The organism is Streptomyces sp. NPDC007084 (assembly GCF_040703595.1).
Classification (GTDB): Bacteria; Actinomycetota; Actinomycetes; order Streptomycetales; family Streptomycetaceae; genus Streptomyces.
This window is the reverse complement of sequence record NZ_JBEYFY010000064.1, coordinates 1-15797: the sequence shown is the minus strand read 5'-3', so window position 1 is coordinate 15797 and position 15797 is coordinate 1. Positions and strand designations below refer to the sequence as shown.

Below are 15797 nucleotides of genomic sequence, written 5' to 3'. Positions count from 1 at the left end.
GTGTGCGGGAACCCCCGCGTGCGGCACCCCCTGTGTGCAGGCGCCTTCCTCGAAAACCTATCGGTCCGTCCCGCGTCCGAGGGAATCGGGCACCGACAGTGGGTCCGGGTGCCCGCTGTCGGGTCCCTACAGAAAGCCGTCGGACAGCCGACGCGGCCCCGGCCGAAAAAGCACCCGGTCCCGCGAAAGACGTGGCCCGGGAGCCGTTCCGCGCGACATGATCGGACCCGACAGGCCACGACAGCAGGGAGACCTCGGTGCCTCATTCCATCGACGAAGCGTTCACGGCGCTGCCGCTGCGCGCCCTCGCGGACGCCGCGCTCGCGCGGGCGCGGGCGCTCGGCGCGGAGCACGCGGACTTCCGGTTCGAGCGGGTGCGCAGCGCCTCGCTCCGGTTGCGCGACGCCAAGCCGGCCGGCTCGTCGGACACCACGGACCTGGGCTACGCGGTGCGGGTGGTGCACGGCGGGACCTGGGGGTTCGCGTCGGGCGTCGATCTGACGATGGACGCGGCGGCGAAGGTCGCCTCGCAGGCCGTGGCGATGGCGAAGCTGTCCGCCCAGGTGATCAAGGCGGCCGGTTCCGGCGTGGGGGCACCTCCCACGCCTCTCGGGCAGTGGGGGAGCGTGGAGCTGGCGGACGAGCCGGTGCACGCCGACCGGACGTGGATCTCCTCGTACGAGATCGATCCGTTCTCCGTGCCGGACGAGGAGAAGGCGGGGCTGCTCGCCGAGTGGAGCGCGCGGCTGCTGGCGGCCGACGGCGTCAACCACGTGGACGCCTCGCTGATGGCGGTGCACGAGAACAAGTTCTACGCGGACACGGCGGGGACGGTGACCACCCAGCAGCGGGTGCGGCTGCATCCGCAGCTCACCGCGGTCGCGGTGGACGAGTCGAGCGGCGAGTTCGACTCGATGCGGACGCTCGCGCCGCCGGTCGGGCGGGGCTGGGAGTACCTGCGGGGCACCGGCTGGGACTGGGACGACGAGCTGGAGCGCATTCCCGGACTGCTCGCGGAGAAGATGCGGGCGCCGAGCGTCGAGGCCGGAGCGTACGACCTGGTCATCGACCCGTCCAACCTGTGGCTGACGATCCACGAGTCCATCGGGCACGCCACCGAGCTGGACCGGGCGCTCGGCTACGAGGCGGCGTACGCGGGCACCTCGTTCGCCACCTTCGACCAGCTCGGCAAGCTGCGCTACGGCTCGGAGCTGATGAACGTGACCGGTGACCGTACCGCCGAGCACGGCCTCGCGACCATCGGCTACGACGACGAAGGGGTGGCCGGGCAGTCCTGGGACCTGGTGAAGGACGGCACGCTCGTCGGCTACCAGCTCGACCGGCGGATCGCGCGGCTGACCGGCTTCGACCGCTCCAACGGGTGCGCGTACGCCGACTCCCCCGGGCATGTGCCCGTGCAGCGCATGGCGAACGTGTCGCTCCAGCCGGACCCGGGCGGTCTGTCCACGGAGGACCTGATCAGCGGGGTGGACCGCGGGATCTACGTCGTCGGCGACCGTTCCTGGTCGATCGACATGCAGCGCTACAACTTCCAGTTCACCGGCCAGCGGTTCTTCCGGATCGAGAACGGCCGGATCGCGGGCCAGCTCCGGGATGTCGCGTACCAGGCGACGACCACCGACTTCTGGGGTTCGATGGCCGCGGTGGGCGGTCCGCAGACCTACGTCCTGGGCGGTGCCTTCAACTGCGGCAAGGCCCAGCCGGGCCAGGTCGCGGCGGTCTCGCACGGCTGCCCCTCCGCCCTCTTCAAGGGCGTCAACATTCTGAACACGACGCAGGAGGCCGGTCGATGAGCGCCCGTACCAACAAGCCGCACGAGGTCGTCGAGCGCGCCCTCGAACTGTCCCGGGCCGACGGCTGTGTGGTGATCGCCGACGAGGAGTCCTCGGCCAACCTGCGCTGGGCGGGCAACGCGCTGACCACCAACGGTGTCACCCGGGGGCGCACGCTCACCGTGATCGCCACCATCGACGGCCGGGAGGGCACCGCGTCCGGCGTGGTCTCGCGGTCGGCCGTGACCGCCGACGAGCTGGAGCCGCTGGTGCGGGCGGCGGAGGCGGCGGCGCGCGGCGCCGGTCCCGCCGAGGACGGCCGGCCGCTGGTCACGGGCGTGCCGGAGTCCCCCGACTTCACGGACGCGCCGGCCGAGACGTCCTCCGCGGTGTTCGCCGACTTCGCGCCGGCGCTCGGCGAGTCCTTCGCGCGGGCGCGGGCGGGCGGCCGGGAGCTGTACGGCTTCGCCAACCACGAGCTGGTGACCAGTTACGTGGGGACGTCGACGGGGCTGCGGCTGCGGCACGACCAGCCGAACGGGACGCTGGAGCTGAACGCCAAGTCCCCGGACCGGACGCGGTCGGCGTGGGCGGGGCGTTCGACGCGGGACTTCAAGGACGTCGACCCGGCCGCGCTCGACGCGGAGCTGGCGGTGCGGCTGGACTGGGCGCGGCGGCGGGTGGACCTGCCGGCCGGGCGCTACGAGACGCTGCTGCCGCCGACCGCCGTCGCGGACCTGATGATCTACCAGATGTGGTCGGCCGCCGCGCGGGACGCCGCCGAGGGCCGTACGGTCTTCAGCAAGCCGGGCGGCGGCACCCGCATCGGCGAGCGGCTCACCGAGCTGCCGCTGACGCTGCGCAGCGACCCGAACGAGCCGGGTCTGGAGTCCGCGCCGTTCGTGCTGGCGCACTCCTCGGGCGACGACGCCTCGGTGTTCGACAACGGGCTGCCGCTGACGGCCACCGACTGGATCCGGGAGGGCGAGCTGCGGCATCTGTCCACCACCCGGCACAGCGCGGAGCTGACCGGGCTGCCGGTGGCGCCGTCGATCGGGAACCTCGTCCTGGACGGCGGTGAGGACCGGTCGCTGGAGGAGATGGTCGCCGCCACCGAGCGCGGTCTGCTGCTGACCTGCCTCTGGTACATCCGCGAGGTCGACCCGGCGACGCTGCTGCTGACCGGGCTCACCCGGGACGGCGTCTACCTGGTGGAGAACGGGCAGGTCGTCGGCGAGGTGAACAACTTCCGGTTCAACGAGTCGCCGGTGGACCTGCTCGGCCGGGCCACCGAGGCCGGGCGGACGGAGAAGACGCTGCCCCGGGAGTGGAGCGACTGGTTCACCAGGGCCGCGATGCCCCCGCTGCGGGTGCCGGACTTCAATATGAGCTCTGTCAGCCAGGGCGTATAACCTCGTACCTGATCCACGCGACCACCCAAGGAGATACGAGAACCGTGACGGACATCGTCGACGAGCTGAAGTGGCGGGGGCTGTTCTCCCTGTCCACCGACGAAGACGCACTGCGCAAGGCGCTCGCGGACGGTCCCGTCACGTTCTATTGCGGCTTCGACCCGACCGCGGCGAGCCTGCACGTCGGCCACCTGGTGCAGGTGCTCACGATGCGCCGGCTCCAGCGGGCGGGGCTGCGGCCGCTCGCGCTGGTCGGCGGGGCGACGGGCCAGATCGGCGACCCCCGCCCCACGGCGGAGCGCACGCTGAACGACCCGGAGACGGTGGCGAACTGGGTGACGCGGCTGCGTTCGCAGATCGAGCCGTTCCTGTCCTTCGAGGGCGAGAACGCCGCGGTCATGGTGAACAACCTGGACTGGACGGCCGGCCTCTCGGCCATCGAGTTCCTGCGGGACATCGGCAAGCACTTCCGGGTGAACAAGATGCTCACCAAGGACTCGGTGGCCCGCCGGCTGGAGTCCGAGGAGGGCATCAGCTACACCGAGTTCAGCTACCAGTTGCTCCAGGGCATGGACTTCCTGGAGCTGTACCGCCGGTACGGCTGCACCCTCCAGCAGGGCGGCAGCGACCAGTGGGGCAATCTGACGGCCGGCCTGGACCTGATCCACCGGCTGGAGCCGCAGGCGCGGGTGCACGCGCTGGCGACACCGCTGATGACGAAGGCGGACGGCACCAAGTTCGGCAAGACCGAGGGCGGCGCCATCTGGCTCGACCCGGAGATGACGACGCCGTACGCCTTCTACCAGTTCTGGCTGAACGTGGACGACCGGGACGTGTCGACGTACCTGCGCATCCTGTCCTTCCGGTCCCGTGAGGAGCTGGAGGAGCTGGAGCGGCAGACCGAGGAGCGGCCGCAGGCGCGGGCCGCGCAGCGCGCGCTGGCCGAGGAGCTGACCACGCTGGTGCACGGCGCCGACCAGACGGCCGCCGTGATCGCCGCGTCCAAGGCGCTCTTCGGCCAGGGCGAGCTGACCGGGCTCGACGAGCGGACGCTGAGCGCGGCCCTCTCCGAGGTGCCGCACATCCAGGTCGCCGAGCCGGGTCTCGTCGTGGACCTCTTCGCCGAGGTCGGCCTGGTGGCCAGCAAGTCGGCCGCCCGGCGCACGGTCAAGGAGGGCGGGGCGTACGTGAACAACGTGAAGGTCGCCGCCGAGGACGCGGTCCCCGCCAAGGAGGACCTGCTGCACGGACGCTGGCTGGTGCTGCGCCGGGGCAAGAAGAGCCTGGCGGCGGTCGAGGTCACCGGCGCCTGAGATCACCGGCGCCTGAGGTCCCCGCCGCACGCGGCACGGCGTCCTCGGGGTGTACGTGGACGACGGCGCACGACGGCGAGAGGGGGCGGCTCCCTGAACGGGGCCGCCCCCTCTCGCCGTACCGCCGCGCCGCGCCCGGGGCGCAAGTCCCGTACCGGCGTGCGCCTCACCGGACCTCGGTCAGCGGGCTCACCGGGCCTCGGTCAGCGGGTCGCCTTCACCTTGTTGCCGCGCACCGCCATGTAGAGCATGTCGCCGAGGAAGACGATGACGATCGCGGCGGCGAGCTGGAGCGCGTGCCGGCCCCAGTCGATGCCGCGGGTCTCCGCGATGCCGATGCCGCGCGCGATCGCGTTGCCGACGATGGCTCCGAGGATGCCGAAGATCGTGGTCAGCCACAGGGGGCTGTGCTGTTTGCCCGGGATGATCGCCTTGGCGATCAGACCCAGCACGAACCCGACGATGATCGCCCACAACCAGCCCATGTCTGCCTCCTAGTACGGCTCTCCGTGAGCAGTACCGCCAGTGTCGTGGCGTCCGTCGTACGGCGCATGTCGGGCACGGCCATACGCGCTACGGCGCAGCCGATCCACCCGTACCGGACCTGCCCCGGTCTCGAAGGCGGCGCAGCCGCGGCGTACCGTGGACGCTGTCCGGGCCCGCTCTCGACGGGTTCGTACCGGGTACGGACCGGGGAGCGTCCGAGACAGGCGGGTGGTGCAGTGTGATCAGGAAGCAGAGCGACGTCCAGGTCTTCCGGATCACCGGAGCGCGGCAGGGACTGGACGAGGACGTGCGCGGCCGGCAGCGCCGCTATGTCATCTCCATGTCCGTCCGTACGGTGTCGGTGATCCTCGCGGCCACCCTGTGGAACGTCGAGCGGTATGTGGCGATCGTCGCGTTGGTCCTCGGCATCCTGCTGCCCTACGTCGCGGTCGTCATCGCCAACGCGGGCCGCGAGAACGCGCCGGGACTCCCCTCCACGTTCCTCACCGCGCCCTCCCGGCCGATGATCGCGCCGCCGCGGCAGGACGGTCCGGCGGGTCCGGTGCCGCAGGACGTCGTCGCCGACGCGGGGACGCCGCCGCGTCCCGCGCCGCACGATCCGAGCTGACGCACAGCGGGTCCGCCGGCCCCCCGCGGGGGTCTGTTACGCCTGCTGAAACGGGGCCGGGGGTTCCTCCCGAAACGGAATCCGGCCACGCGCGAAGCTCAAGAAAACCTCAGATCAATCATGTTGTTCAGGTGCCGGGCGGCGGGTCGGCCGTGACATACTTCGTACGCGCTCCGCATCCCCCGTCGGAGCGACGGACCGACGCCGGGCAGCTCCCCCCGTGGCTGCTCGGCGTCGCCTTTGTGGGGGTGCCGGGGGACCCGGTCCGGGCCCCTCCGGGGACGTCGGCCGACCGCGCGGGACGCGTCAGGCGCGGCCTCGGCTAGGGTCGGTGGAGTGATGCTGAACGTGCCCGGTTCCGGCCCCGACTCCCCCTCCTCGCCCGTCTGCTCGGCCAAGGCCTGTCGCGCGGACGCCGTGTGGGTGCTCGCGTGGAACAACCCGAAGCTGCACACGCCCGAGCGCAGGAAGACCTGGCTGGCGTGCGACGAACACCGCGAGCACCTGTCGAAGTTCCTCGGCATCCGCGGGTTCCTGAAGGACGTGGTCCGGCTGGAGGAGTGGGAGTCGCCGGAGGCCTGAGGGCTCTTCCCTGGGCGGCCCCAGACGGCTGCGGCGGCCGGCCGCCCGGCCGAACCGGCCCCGGAGTCCTAGCCCGGACACCAGGGAACAAGTAACCCGCCGGTAGCTTTCAGGGCTTCGTGCCCCCAGTTTTCTTCGGCTGGCGAGGTACGGTCCTGGTCTTGTCGAGGTGCCCGTACACCGTCGACCTCGGCACGCTGAACATGTCGGCGATCTGTTGGACCGTCTTCTCTCGCTCGTCGTAGAGCCGTTGGGCCAGCGCGGCCTGGTCCGCGGTGAGCTTCGGCCGGCGCCCGCCCGCGCGGCCGCGGGCCCGTGCGGAGGCGAGCCCGTCGTTTGTGTTCGCCACGATCAGCTCACGCTGGAGTTCAGCGAGTACGGACAGCATGCCGAACATCGCGCGGCCCTCCATGGTGGCGGTGTCGATGCCCTGCTCGATGACGTGTAGCCCGATACTCCGCTCGCACAGTTCGGCGCCGAGGGTCACCAGATGCAGCACCGAGCGGGAGAGCCGGTCGAGCCGGTCACCTTCAGAGTGTCGCCCTCGCGCAGCAGCTACATGACGAGATCGAGCTTCGGGCGCGACGCCTTCGCGCCGCTGGCGACCTTGATGTGGATGTTGTCGCGGTCGACGCCGTGGCGGAGTAGTGCGTCGATCTGATGATCGGGGTTCTGGTCGGGCGTCGATGTGCGGCAGTAGCCAATGAGCATCGTCGGAAACTACCCGAGGGACCGTTCTCCGACGTTGATTGCCGACGCGAGTTGCCGACACTGTCCACCTGCGGGTTCGTGATCACTGCGCCGAGTGTCGGCAGACGTTCGTTTGCCGACACTCAGGCCGGGCGCAGACTCACCTCAATACGACAACTTCGCGGGTTCCCAGCACTGCGCCACCAGACGTGCGGCAATCGGCGGCGGGGGCGTCCCGCGGACGACGACGTGGGGGTACAGGCGACCGGCTGCCCCCGCCGGCCTCGGCCGGGGCGCCGCAACTATCCGGGCTGCGACGCCCCACACTCGGCGCTATGAGCCGTCGGTCAGCTTCTTCACCTCGGGAGGAAGCTTCGTGCCAGAGTAGGCAGCGACAAACTTGGCTTCACCAGGAGTGTCGCCGACTGCGATGGCCACCTTGGGAGAGATGCCGTCGACCTCGTAGACGGTCTCTGTCGTCCCTGACGCCTCGGATACATCTTGTCCGCCAGTGTCGTCACAAGGCGGTTTGGTGGCCTTGCCGAGCTTCTCTCCGACTGTGAACTCCACATTCGCAACGTCACGGTACGTTCGGTCTTGGTACAGGATCCGGTATTCACAAGATCCTGACTCCTCGCCGTCGCTGCTGCTACCCGCCGTGCATGCGACTGCTGACACCATCACGGCCGCCACTAGCGCCGTGCTTCGCCCGACCCAGCTCATCAAGCCTCTCCTCAGTAGATGCTACGAAGACCGAGGACGTCTCCCTTGCCGAGCGTCCTGGCTTTCGTCGAGCACACGAACGAGTTCGTGTACATGGTGAGGTTTTCGTGTCCCGAACCGACGTGTCCCAGTCCGAAGACGTGTCCGGCCTCATGAGTACCGACGGAGCGGATGTCGTATTTGTTCGAGCAGCTGCTGGTCGGTTTGTTCGTGAAGTCGTAGTCGTGGGTGTTGAAGCGGACGTCAGCCTCCCGCAGGTCGTTCTTGACTCCGGGCATGGGCCAGGTCCACGAGCAGGTCGTGGCTACGACGCCGCTCTTGAGGTCTCCTGCATCCCAGGTACTCAGCCCGTCCCTGTCGGTGCACTGGGAGCTGGTGTTGACGTCCGCCTCGTAGCTGGTCTCGGACAAGAAGTTTGTCTTCGCGCCAACCGAGTCGCTGTACCCGCAGTTGTTGTAGCTGTCGGTGATGTTGTCGTACCGGCGTGCGCGCTGTCGGCGACCGCCGACAGGGACGCCGCGACTCCGTTTGAGACTCCGCTTACCTGGAGGCTGGGGCCTGGAGAGCGCTTGCCGCCTCCCAGAGTCCGCCGCGTCGGGCTTCAGGCCTCGACTCCGGATCAGGGAACCCCGCGTAACCTGGCGGGACCATGTGTGCAACGGCCTGTTCCACACTCACGGAATGTTCGCTCCGCATGCTCTCGCCCCCGTCACAACGGTGCGTGCGCCCTCGCTCCCACTCCTCGGGATCGCAAACAAGTACGTCAGCTGATCCAGCGTCCGTACTGTTCAGCGGGCATGGCGGGGCTCCGTTGCTGGTTGGCCGAGGGCACTGACCGGTGTCCGGGGGCGGGGCGCCGTGGGCAGAGCGAAGTCGAGCCGCTTGCCCATCTCCAGCAGCTCTTCCGGCGACCACTCCTGTTGCACACCCGCCCCTTGTCGTCGGCCCTCCGGGCATTCACCCGGACAGCCCAACGATGCGACCAGGTACCGGGAAACGGCAGGGAAGCGACCCCCGGAACCTACTGGCGGGTTACTTGTTCCCTGGTGTCTGGGCTAGGGCCCCGGGGCCGAACCCGGCCCCGACGGGTGGTCTCCAGGCCGAACCCGGCCGGCTCCGACAGCCGATCTCCGGTCCGGTCGCTAAGTCACCGCCGATCGCGGAGTCAGCCGCCGATCGCGGAGTCAGCCGCCGATCGCGTCGCGGAGTCAGCCGCCGATCGCGGACATCGGGCGGTCCGGCTGGACGAACGACGGGTCGTCCAGGCCCGCTCCCGCCTTCTTGCCCCACATGGCGGTCCGCCAGATCCGGGCGATCTCCTCGTCGGGCGCGTCCGAGCGCAGCGCGGCCCGCAGATCGGTCTCCTCGGTGGCGAAGAGACAGGTGCGGACCTGGCCGTCGGCGGTCAGGCGGGTGCGGTCGCAGGCGGCGCAGAACGGGCGGGTCACCGAGGCGATGACCCCGACCCGGTGCGGGCCGCCGTCGACGGTCCAGCGCTCGGCGGGTGCGGACCCCCGCTCGCCGGCGCCCTCCTCGGTCAGCTCGAAGCGGGTGCGCAGGGAGGCGAGGATGTCACCGGCGGTGACCATGCCGTCGCGCTTCCAGCCGTGCTGGGCGTCCAGCGGCATCTGCTCGATGAAACGGAGTTCGTAGTCGTGGGCGACGGCCCAGGCGAGCAGGTCGGGGGCTTCGTCGGCGTTCAGGCCCGGCATCAGGACCGAGTTGATCTTCACGGGGGTGAGGCCGGCGGCGTGGGCGGCTTCGAGTCCCTCGATGACGTCCCGGTGCCGGTCGCGGCGGGTGAGGGTCTTGAAGACGTCCGGCCGCAGGGTGTCCAGCGAGACGTTCACCCGGTCGAGGCCCGCGGCCTTCAGGGCGGCGGCGGTGCGCTTCAGCCCGATGCCGTTGGTGGTGAGGGACATCCGGGGGCGGGGGGCGAGCGCCGCGACCCGCTCGACGATGCCGGTGAGGCCGGGGCGCAGCAGGGGTTCGCCGCCGGTGAAGCGGACCTCCTCGATCCCGAGGTGGGTGACGGCGATGCCGATCAGCCGGACGATCTCGTCGTCGGTGAGCAGATCGGGCTTGGCGAGCCACTGAAGGCCCTCTTCGGGCATGCAGTAGGTGCAGCGCAGGTTGCACCGGTCGGTGAGGGAGACCCGCAGGTCGGTGGCCACTCGGCCGAAGGTGTCGATGAGCACGTGGGCCTCCTTCCGCGATGCCGATCTCGTGGTCCGGACATCTGCGAGCCTACGTGACCGGCCGGGTGACGACAGCGGCCCGATCCCACGAGACGCGGCGCGGGCCCGTCGTAGGGACCTACTAGTGGTGATCACCAGTCGGTCCGCGACGGGCCCGTGCTGTGCCGGTGTCCTCGCGCCGTGCCGGTGGCTCAGTGCGCTCCGGTGCCGGTCAGGGAGCGGACCTCCAGCTCGGCGTACTTGCCGGCGTCGGGCTCCTCCTTAGACAGCAGGGTGCCGAGCCAGCCGAACAGGAAGCCGACCGGGATCGAGATGAGGCCCGGGTTCTCCAGCGGGAACCAGTGGAAGTCGACGTCCGGGAACATCGAGGTGGGCTTGCCCGAGACCACCGGGGAGAACAGCACCAGGCCGACCGCGGTGACCAGGCCGCCGTAGATCGACCAGAGCGCGCCCTGGGTGGTGAACCGCTTCCAGAACAGGCTGTAGAGGATCGTGGGCAGGTTGGCGGAGGCGGCGACCGCGAAGGCGAGGGCGACCAGACCGGCGACGTTGAGGTCGCGGGCGAGGGCGCCGAGCAAAATCGAGACGGCGCCGATGCCGACCGTGGCGTAGCGGGCGGCCCTCATCTCCTGCTTCTCGGTGGCCTGGCCCCGCTTGATGACGTTCGCGTAGATGTCGTGCGCGAACGACGAGGACGAGGCGAGGGTCAGTCCCGCGACGACGGCGAGGATGGTGGCGAAGGCGACGGCGGAGATGGAGGCGAGCAGGATCGCGCCCCAGTTGGAGTCGACGCCGCCGAGATGCAGGGCGAGCAGGGGGGCCGCCGTGTTGCCCGCCTTGTTGGAGCCGATGATCTCGTCGGGTTTGATCAGCGCGGCGGCGCCGAAGCCGAGGGCGAGGGTCATCAGGTAGAAGGCGCCGATGAGGCCGATGGCCCAGTTGACGGACTTCCGCGCGGTCTTGGCGGTGGGCACGGTGTAGAAGCGGATCAGGATGTGCGGCAGGCCCGCGGTGCCGAGGACCAGTGCCATGCCGAGCGAGATGAAGTCCAGCTTGGTGGTGGAGGTGGCGCCGTACTTGAGGCCGGGTTCCAGGAACGCGGAGCCCTTGCCGCTGTTCTCGGCGGCCTTGCCGAGCAGGTCGGAGATGTTGAAGTCGAACTTCAGCAGTACCAGGAAGGTGAGCAGCAGGGCGCCGACGATCAGCAGGACGGCCTTGACCATCTGGACCCAGGTGGTGCCCTTCATGCCGCCGATGGTGACGTACACGATCATCAGGACGCCGACGAGCGCGACGATGCCGATCTTGCCGCCGTCGCTGGTGATGCCGAGGAGCAGCGAGACGAGGACGCCCGCGCCCGCCATCTGGGCCAACAGGTAGAAGATCGACACGACGATGGTCGAGGTGCCGGCGGCGGTGCGCACCGGGCGCTGGCGCATCCGGTAGGCGAGGACGTCGCCCATCGTGTAGCGGCCGGAGTTGCGCAGCGGTTCGGCGACCAGGAGCAGGGCGACCAGCCAGGCGACCAGGAAGCCGATGGAGTAGAGGAAGCCGTCGTAGCCGAAGAGGGCGATGGCGCCGGCGATGCCGAGGAAGGACGCGGCGGACATGTAGTCGCCGGAGACGGCCAGGCCGTTCTGGAAGCCGGTGAACTGCCGGCCGCCCGCGTAGAAGTCGGCGGCGTCCTTGGTCTGGCGGCCCGCCCAGACGGTGATGACGAGGGTCGCGGCGACGAACACCGCGAACAGGGTGATGATCAGCGGCCGGTGCTCACTGGCCTCGCCCGCGGCGAGCACCGTCGTGTGCAGGCCGGTCTGTACGGAACTCATGCGCCGCCCTCCATCCGGGACTTGATGGCTTCCGCCTTGGGGTCGAGCTGGGCGGCGGCGTGCCGCGAGTACCACCAGGCGATGAGGAACGTGGTGAGGAACTGGGCGAGGCCGAGCACCAGGGCGACGTTGATGTTGCCGAACAGCTTGGTGCCCATGAAGTCGCCCGCGTAGTTGGAGAGCAGGACGTACAGCAGGTACCAGAGGATGAAGCCGACGGTCAGCGGGAAGGCGAACGAGCGGTGGGAGCGGCGGAGTTCACCGAACTCGGCGCTCTGCTGGACCTCGATGAACTCCTCGGTGGACGGCAGGGGGGCGCCGGTCCGCGCGGGCGGCGGGGCGTCGTTCGCGGGTGGCGGGGCGTCGGTGGCCACGGTGTCTCCTCGCGTTGCGGGTGCGGTTGCGACGGTGGGCGGGGGCGAGCCGGTGCTCGCGGATGGGGTCGGTTCGGCTACGGGCATACGGCTGACCTCACAGTGATGTGGATCACGTGACGGGGTGCGAGGCCGCGGCTCCGTTCCGTGATCCGGCAGGGGGCTCGATCGTCCACGGGCTCCCTGCCCAAGGTCACGGCGCCACGCGTGGGCCGGTTCAACTCCCCCGGATTCTTTCGGAAGTCGCCGTCCTCGCGTGCCCTGAGGGCCCGCTTCCGGAAGTCGTCGCCGGAAGTCATTGCTGGCCCGGGCGGCGGGAGGATAGCTTCAGCCTGCGCCATTTCCGTCATGTACCTGCCCGAGCACCACCTGTGTTCGGGCAGCTCCGTTTTCCGGATGATGTGGAGATCCCATGGCTCATCTGCGTTCCAGACGCCGTCTTGCCCTTGCCGTGCCGGTCGTTCTGTCGCTCACCGCTTCGCTGGGCTTCCTGCCCGGTGTCGCCACCGCCGCCCCGGCCGGCGCGCCCGCCGTGACGGCGGCGGAGGGCCCTAACCTTTCCTACGTGGTCAACACCCGGGCGGACCGCCTCACCATCGCGTCGGTGAAGAAGGCGATCGCCGCGGCCGGCGGCAGCGTCGTCATCGCGTACGAGCAGATCGGTGTGATCGTCGTCCACTCCGCCAACCCGGACTTCGGGCAGCGGATCCGGGCGGTGCGCGGAGTGCAGTCGGCCGGCGCCACCCGCACCTCGCCGCTGACCGCGGCGGGGACGACGGACGAGGGCGCGGTGCAGGTGCTGTCGGCGGCCGAGGCCGCCAAGGACGCGAAGGCGGCGGCTCCCGGCGCGGAGCCCCTTGAGGCCGACCAGTGGGACCTGCGCGCGATAGGCGCCGACAAGGCCGCCGCGATCAACCCGGGCAGCAAGAAGGTGACCGTCGCGGTGATCGACGTCGGCGTCGACGACACGCACCCGGACATCGCCCCGAACTTCTCCGCCTCGCAGTCCGCGAACTGCGTGGGCGGCAAGCCGGACACGTCGTACGGCTCCTGGCGCCCGGTGGACGCCGACCACTACCACGGCACGCATGTCGCCGGTGAGATCGCGGCGGCCCGCAACGGGATCGGGGTCGCCGGTGTCGCCCCCGGCGTGAAGGTATCGGGCATCACCGTGGCCGAGCCGGACTCCACGCAGCTCTTCTATCCGGAGAGCGTCGTCTGCGCGTTCGTGTTCGCCGCCGACCACGGCGTGGAGATCACCAACAACAGCTACTACGTGGACCCGTGGCAGTACAACTGCCTGGACGACCCCGACCAGAAGGCGATCGTCGACGCGGTCAACCGGGCCCAATTGTACGCCCAGCGCAAGGGCACGCTGAACGTGGCCGCGGCGGGCAACGCCAACAACGACCTCGCCTCGGACGCGCTGACCGACGACTCCAGCCCCGACGACTCGACGCCGGTGACGCGGACGGTCGACCCGCACAAGTGCCTTGATCTGCCGACCCAGTTGCCGGGTGTCGTCACGGTCTCCTCGACCGGCGTCAAGGGCACCAAGTCCTACTTCTCCAGCTACGGCAACGGAGTTGTCGACGTGGCGGCGCCGGGCGGTGACCGGTACCAGATCCCGGACACCCCGTCGCAGAACGGCCGCATCCTGTCGACGCTGCCGAACAACACGTACGGCTACCTCCAGGGCACCTCGATGGCGACGCCGCACGTCGCCGGTGTGGCCGCGCTGCTGAAGTCCAAGTACCCCTGGGCGACGCCCGCTCAGCTCCAGCTGCTGCTCAAGGCCCAGGCGGACAACCCGGGTTGCCCGGCCGACCCGTACGACGGGAACGGGGACGGCGTGGTCGACGCGACCTGCGAGGGCGGCAAGCGGGTGAACGGCTTCTACGGCTTCGGCGTCGTCAACGCCCTGCGGGCGGTCAAGTAGCCCTGCCGCAAGCCTCCGTGGCCCCGGCCGTCGTACCTCGCGACGGCCGGGGCCACGGCGCTGCGCCCCCTCGTCGGGTGGGGGCCCGGCCTTCTGCGGTGGGGCCCGGCGCGGCTGTTGATCCGATCCACTCTGCATAGTGCCGGTATGACGCAATCACCGATCGCCGCCGTGTGGCGGGAGCTGGACGGGGACCCCGCGCTGCCTGCCGCGGTCTCGACCGTGGTGCGGACGGGCACGCTGGAGGCACGGCTGCCCGTACGGGAGATGGCGCGGGCCTGCGTGGGCGGGTGCGCGCTGGCCGCCGCCGAACTGGCGGCCCGGCGGACCGGCCGTGCCGAGGTCCCGCACGTGACGGTGGACGACGGGGCGGTCGCCACGGCGTTCGTCAGCGAACGGCATCTGCTCGTCGACGGGCGCGCGCCGGTCACCTTCGCACCCCTGTCGCGCTTCTGGCGGACGGCGGACGGCTGGGTGCGCACCCACGCGAACTATCCCCATCACCGGGCCCGGCTGCTCGCCGCCCTCGCGCTCGCGGACGACGCGACCGTGGACGACGTGGCGGCGGTGCTCGCCGCGCGGTCCGCGCGGGAGGTCGAGGAGACGGTGTACGCGGCCGGTGGCCTCGCCGTCGCCTCGCGCACGCCCGAGGAGTGGGCCGCCCATGAACAGGCCCGGGCGGTGGCGGCCCGGCCGCTGATCGAGCGTGGCGTACTCGGCTCCGGGACCGCGCGTCCCCTCGCTCCCCTGACCGGCGCCGGGCCGCTGCTGCCCGCGGCCGGGGTGCGGGTGCTGGACCTGACCCGGGTCATCGCCGGCCCGGTCGCCACCCGCACCCTCGCCCTGCTCGGCGCCGACGTGCTGCGCCTGGACTCGCCCCGGCTTCCCGAACTGGCCGACGGACACGCCGACACCGGCTTCGGGAAACGGTCGGCGACGCTGGACCTCGCGGCCGACCGGGGCGTCTTCGAGGAGCTGCTGTCGGAGGCCGACGTCGTCGTGACCGGCTACCGGCCGGGCTCCCTCGACCGGTTCGGGCTCTCCCCGGAGGCGCTGGCCGAACGCCGGCCGGGCCTGATCGTGGCGCAGTTGTCGGCGTGGGGCGCGTACGGGCCCTGGGGCGGGCGGCGCGGCTTCGACAGCCTGGTGCAGGTGGCGACCGGCATCGCCGTCACCGAAGGGTCGGCGGAGAACCCCGGCGCGCTGCCCGCGCAGGCCCTCGACCACGGCACCGGGTATCTGCTGGCGGCGGCCGTACTGCGCTCCCTGACCGAGCGGTCGCGGGACGGCCGGGGACGCCGCGTCCGGCTGTCCCTCGCCCGGACGGCGGCGTGGCTGACCCGGGACATCCCCGCGTCGGCCGACGCCCGCGCGGAGCCCGGCGGCTCCCCGGAAACGGCCCTCCCCTACGACACCCCGGCCCCCTGGCTCACCACCCGCGAAGCCCCGGCCGCCCACCTGCGCTACGCCCTCCCCCCGGTCGCCTACACCGGCGCCCCCGCCGACTGGTCCCGCCCGCCGGGCCCGCTGGGTGCGGATGCGGCGCGGTGGGTGTGAGGAGGGAAAGGGGGTCCCGGGGGCCGGGCTCGGTGACGGTGTCCGCCGCTTTTCCGGTGGGCCCGGACCCTCAACGCCGGACGGGCTAACGTGAGTCGCCGGGTGGGCGGCGGCTGGTGAGCATCGTGAGGTGACGTTGACACGACCGATGGCCGGCGCGGCGGAGGCGGGGGCGGCCGGGGCGGAGGCGGCGGAGGCGGCCGGGGCGGCTTCGCCGAGGACGAGCACGGACAAGTCGTCGCACACGCCTACAGCGTGCCGTTGGCCCTCGCC

Annotated in this window: 15 protein-coding genes; 7 read left to right on the top strand and 8 right to left on the bottom strand. The window is 70.9% G+C overall.

All coding sequences use genetic code 11. The annotated features are described in order from the left end of the window. Positions 1 to 257: 257 nt before the first annotated feature. The 3 genes from AB0912_RS31160 to tyrS are packed head-to-tail and all read left to right on the top strand — an operon-like array spanning position 258 to position 4518. Positions 258 to 1814 carry a TldD/PmbA family protein gene (locus AB0912_RS31160; protein WP_366705769.1) on the top strand — a complete coding sequence of 519 codons (1557 nt, stop codon included), beginning with the start codon at positions 258 to 260 and terminating at the stop codon, positions 1812 to 1814. Further along, positions 1811 to 3205: a metallopeptidase TldD-related protein gene (locus tag AB0912_RS31155; RefSeq protein WP_366705767.1), complete on the top strand. Its 1395-nt coding sequence runs from the start codon at positions 1811 to 1813 to the stop codon at positions 3203 to 3205. The genes AB0912_RS31160 and AB0912_RS31155 overlap by 4 nt, the downstream gene beginning before the upstream one ends. Before the next feature lie 44 nt (positions 3206 to 3249). Beyond that, entirely contained in the window at positions 3250 to 4518 is a 1269-nt protein-coding gene (tyrS, locus tag AB0912_RS31150) for a tyrosine--tRNA ligase (protein WP_366705765.1), read from the top strand. Positions 4519 to 4721: 203 nt separating this feature from the next. Here tyrS and AB0912_RS31145 read toward each other — a convergent pair whose 3' ends face one another. After that, on the bottom strand, positions 4722 to 5003 hold the full coding sequence (locus tag AB0912_RS31145) for a GlsB/YeaQ/YmgE family stress response membrane protein (protein WP_355876702.1): 282 nt from the start codon (positions 5001 to 5003) through the stop codon (positions 4722 to 4724). Between the two features lie 242 nt (positions 5004 to 5245). Between AB0912_RS31145 and AB0912_RS31140 the strand changes: the two genes are divergently transcribed. After that, entirely contained in the window at positions 5246 to 5632 is a 387-nt protein-coding gene (locus AB0912_RS31140) for a DUF3099 domain-containing protein (RefSeq protein WP_366705821.1), read from the top strand. A gap of 339 nt (positions 5633 to 5971) precedes the next feature. Further along, positions 5972 to 6214 carry a hypothetical protein gene (locus tag AB0912_RS31135; RefSeq protein WP_366705819.1) on the top strand — a complete coding sequence of 81 codons (243 nt, stop codon included), beginning with the start codon at positions 5972 to 5974 and terminating at the stop codon, positions 6212 to 6214. A gap of 109 nt (positions 6215 to 6323) precedes the next feature. Here the strand turns inward: AB0912_RS31135 and AB0912_RS31130 are convergent, their stop codons facing one another. The 7 genes from AB0912_RS31130 to AB0912_RS31100 all read right to left on the bottom strand — a co-directional run bounded on the left by AB0912_RS31130 (position 6324) and on the right by AB0912_RS31100 (position 12028). Continuing rightward, entirely contained in the window at positions 6324 to 6713 is a 390-nt protein-coding gene (locus tag AB0912_RS31130) for a recombinase family protein (protein WP_366705763.1), read from the bottom strand. A 56-nt stretch (positions 6714 to 6769) separates the two neighbouring features. Then, on the bottom strand, positions 6770 to 6925 hold the full coding sequence (locus tag AB0912_RS31125; protein WP_366705761.1) for a recombinase family protein: 156 nt from the start codon (positions 6923 to 6925) through the stop codon (positions 6770 to 6772). A 312-nt stretch (positions 6926 to 7237) separates the two neighbouring features. Next, the gene (locus AB0912_RS31120) at positions 7238 to 7627 is read right to left on the bottom strand and encodes a DUF6281 family protein (protein ID WP_366705759.1); all 390 of its coding nucleotides are present in this window, start codon (positions 7625 to 7627) and stop codon (positions 7238 to 7240) included. Positions 7628 to 7638: 11 nt separating this feature from the next. Continuing rightward, positions 7639 to 8037: a matrixin family metalloprotease gene (locus AB0912_RS31115; RefSeq protein WP_366705757.1), complete on the bottom strand. Its 399-nt coding sequence runs from the start codon at positions 8035 to 8037 to the stop codon at positions 7639 to 7641. Positions 8038 to 8835: 798 nt separating this feature from the next. Then, a complete protein-coding gene (gene moaA / locus AB0912_RS31110) occupies positions 8836 to 9825 on the bottom strand; it encodes a GTP 3',8-cyclase MoaA (RefSeq protein ID WP_366705755.1) in 990 nt (329 codons plus the stop codon). Positions 9826 to 10016: 191 nt separating this feature from the next. Beyond that, the gene (locus AB0912_RS31105) at positions 10017 to 11654 is read right to left on the bottom strand and encodes a cation acetate symporter (protein WP_366705753.1); all 1638 of its coding nucleotides are present in this window, start codon (positions 11652 to 11654) and stop codon (positions 10017 to 10019) included. Then, complete coding sequence (locus AB0912_RS31100) at positions 11651 to 12028, bottom strand: DUF485 domain-containing protein (RefSeq protein WP_366705751.1); 378 nt, start codon at positions 12026 to 12028, stop codon at positions 11651 to 11653. Before AB0912_RS31100 ends, AB0912_RS31105 begins: the two co-directional genes overlap by 4 nt. A 412-nt stretch (positions 12029 to 12440) precedes the next feature. Between AB0912_RS31100 and AB0912_RS31095 the strand changes: the two genes are divergently transcribed. Together AB0912_RS31095 and AB0912_RS31090 are read left to right on the top strand one after the other, a co-directional pair. Then, a complete protein-coding gene (locus AB0912_RS31095; protein WP_366705749.1) occupies positions 12441 to 13967 on the top strand; it encodes a S8 family serine peptidase in 1527 nt (508 codons plus the stop codon). A gap of 147 nt (positions 13968 to 14114) precedes the next feature. Beyond that, positions 14115 to 15524, top strand: coding sequence for a CoA transferase (locus tag AB0912_RS31090; RefSeq protein WP_366705747.1), 1410 nt, complete (start codon positions 14115 to 14117; stop codon positions 15522 to 15524). Positions 15525 to 15797 lie beyond the last annotated feature (273 nt).

Bases quoted from the DNA above. Each gene is read 5' to 3' on its own strand.
- AB0912_RS31095 (WP_366705749.1), top strand. From the start codon at position 12,441: ATGGCTCATCTGCGTTCCAGACGCCGTCTTGCCCTTGCCGTGCCGGTC.
- AB0912_RS31135 (WP_366705819.1), top strand. From the start codon at position 5,972: ATGCTGAACGTGCCCGGTTCCGGCCCCGACTCCCCCTCCTCGCCCGTC.
- AB0912_RS31125 (WP_366705761.1), bottom strand. From the start codon at position 6,925: ATGCTCATTGGCTACTGCCGCACATCGACGCCCGACCAGAACCCCGAT.
- AB0912_RS31090 (WP_366705747.1), top strand. From the start codon at position 14,115: ATGACGCAATCACCGATCGCCGCCGTGTGGCGGGAGCTGGACGGGGAC.
- AB0912_RS31105 (WP_366705753.1), bottom strand. From the start codon at position 11,654: ATGAGTTCCGTACAGACCGGCCTGCACACGACGGTGCTCGCCGCGGGC.
- AB0912_RS31155 (WP_366705767.1), top strand. From the start codon at position 1,811: ATGAGCGCCCGTACCAACAAGCCGCACGAGGTCGTCGAGCGCGCCCTC.
- AB0912_RS31120 (WP_366705759.1), bottom strand. From the start codon at position 7,627: ATGAGCTGGGTCGGGCGAAGCACGGCGCTAGTGGCGGCCGTGATGGTG.
- AB0912_RS31145 (WP_355876702.1), bottom strand. From the start codon at position 5,003: ATGGGCTGGTTGTGGGCGATCATCGTCGGGTTCGTGCTGGGTCTGATC.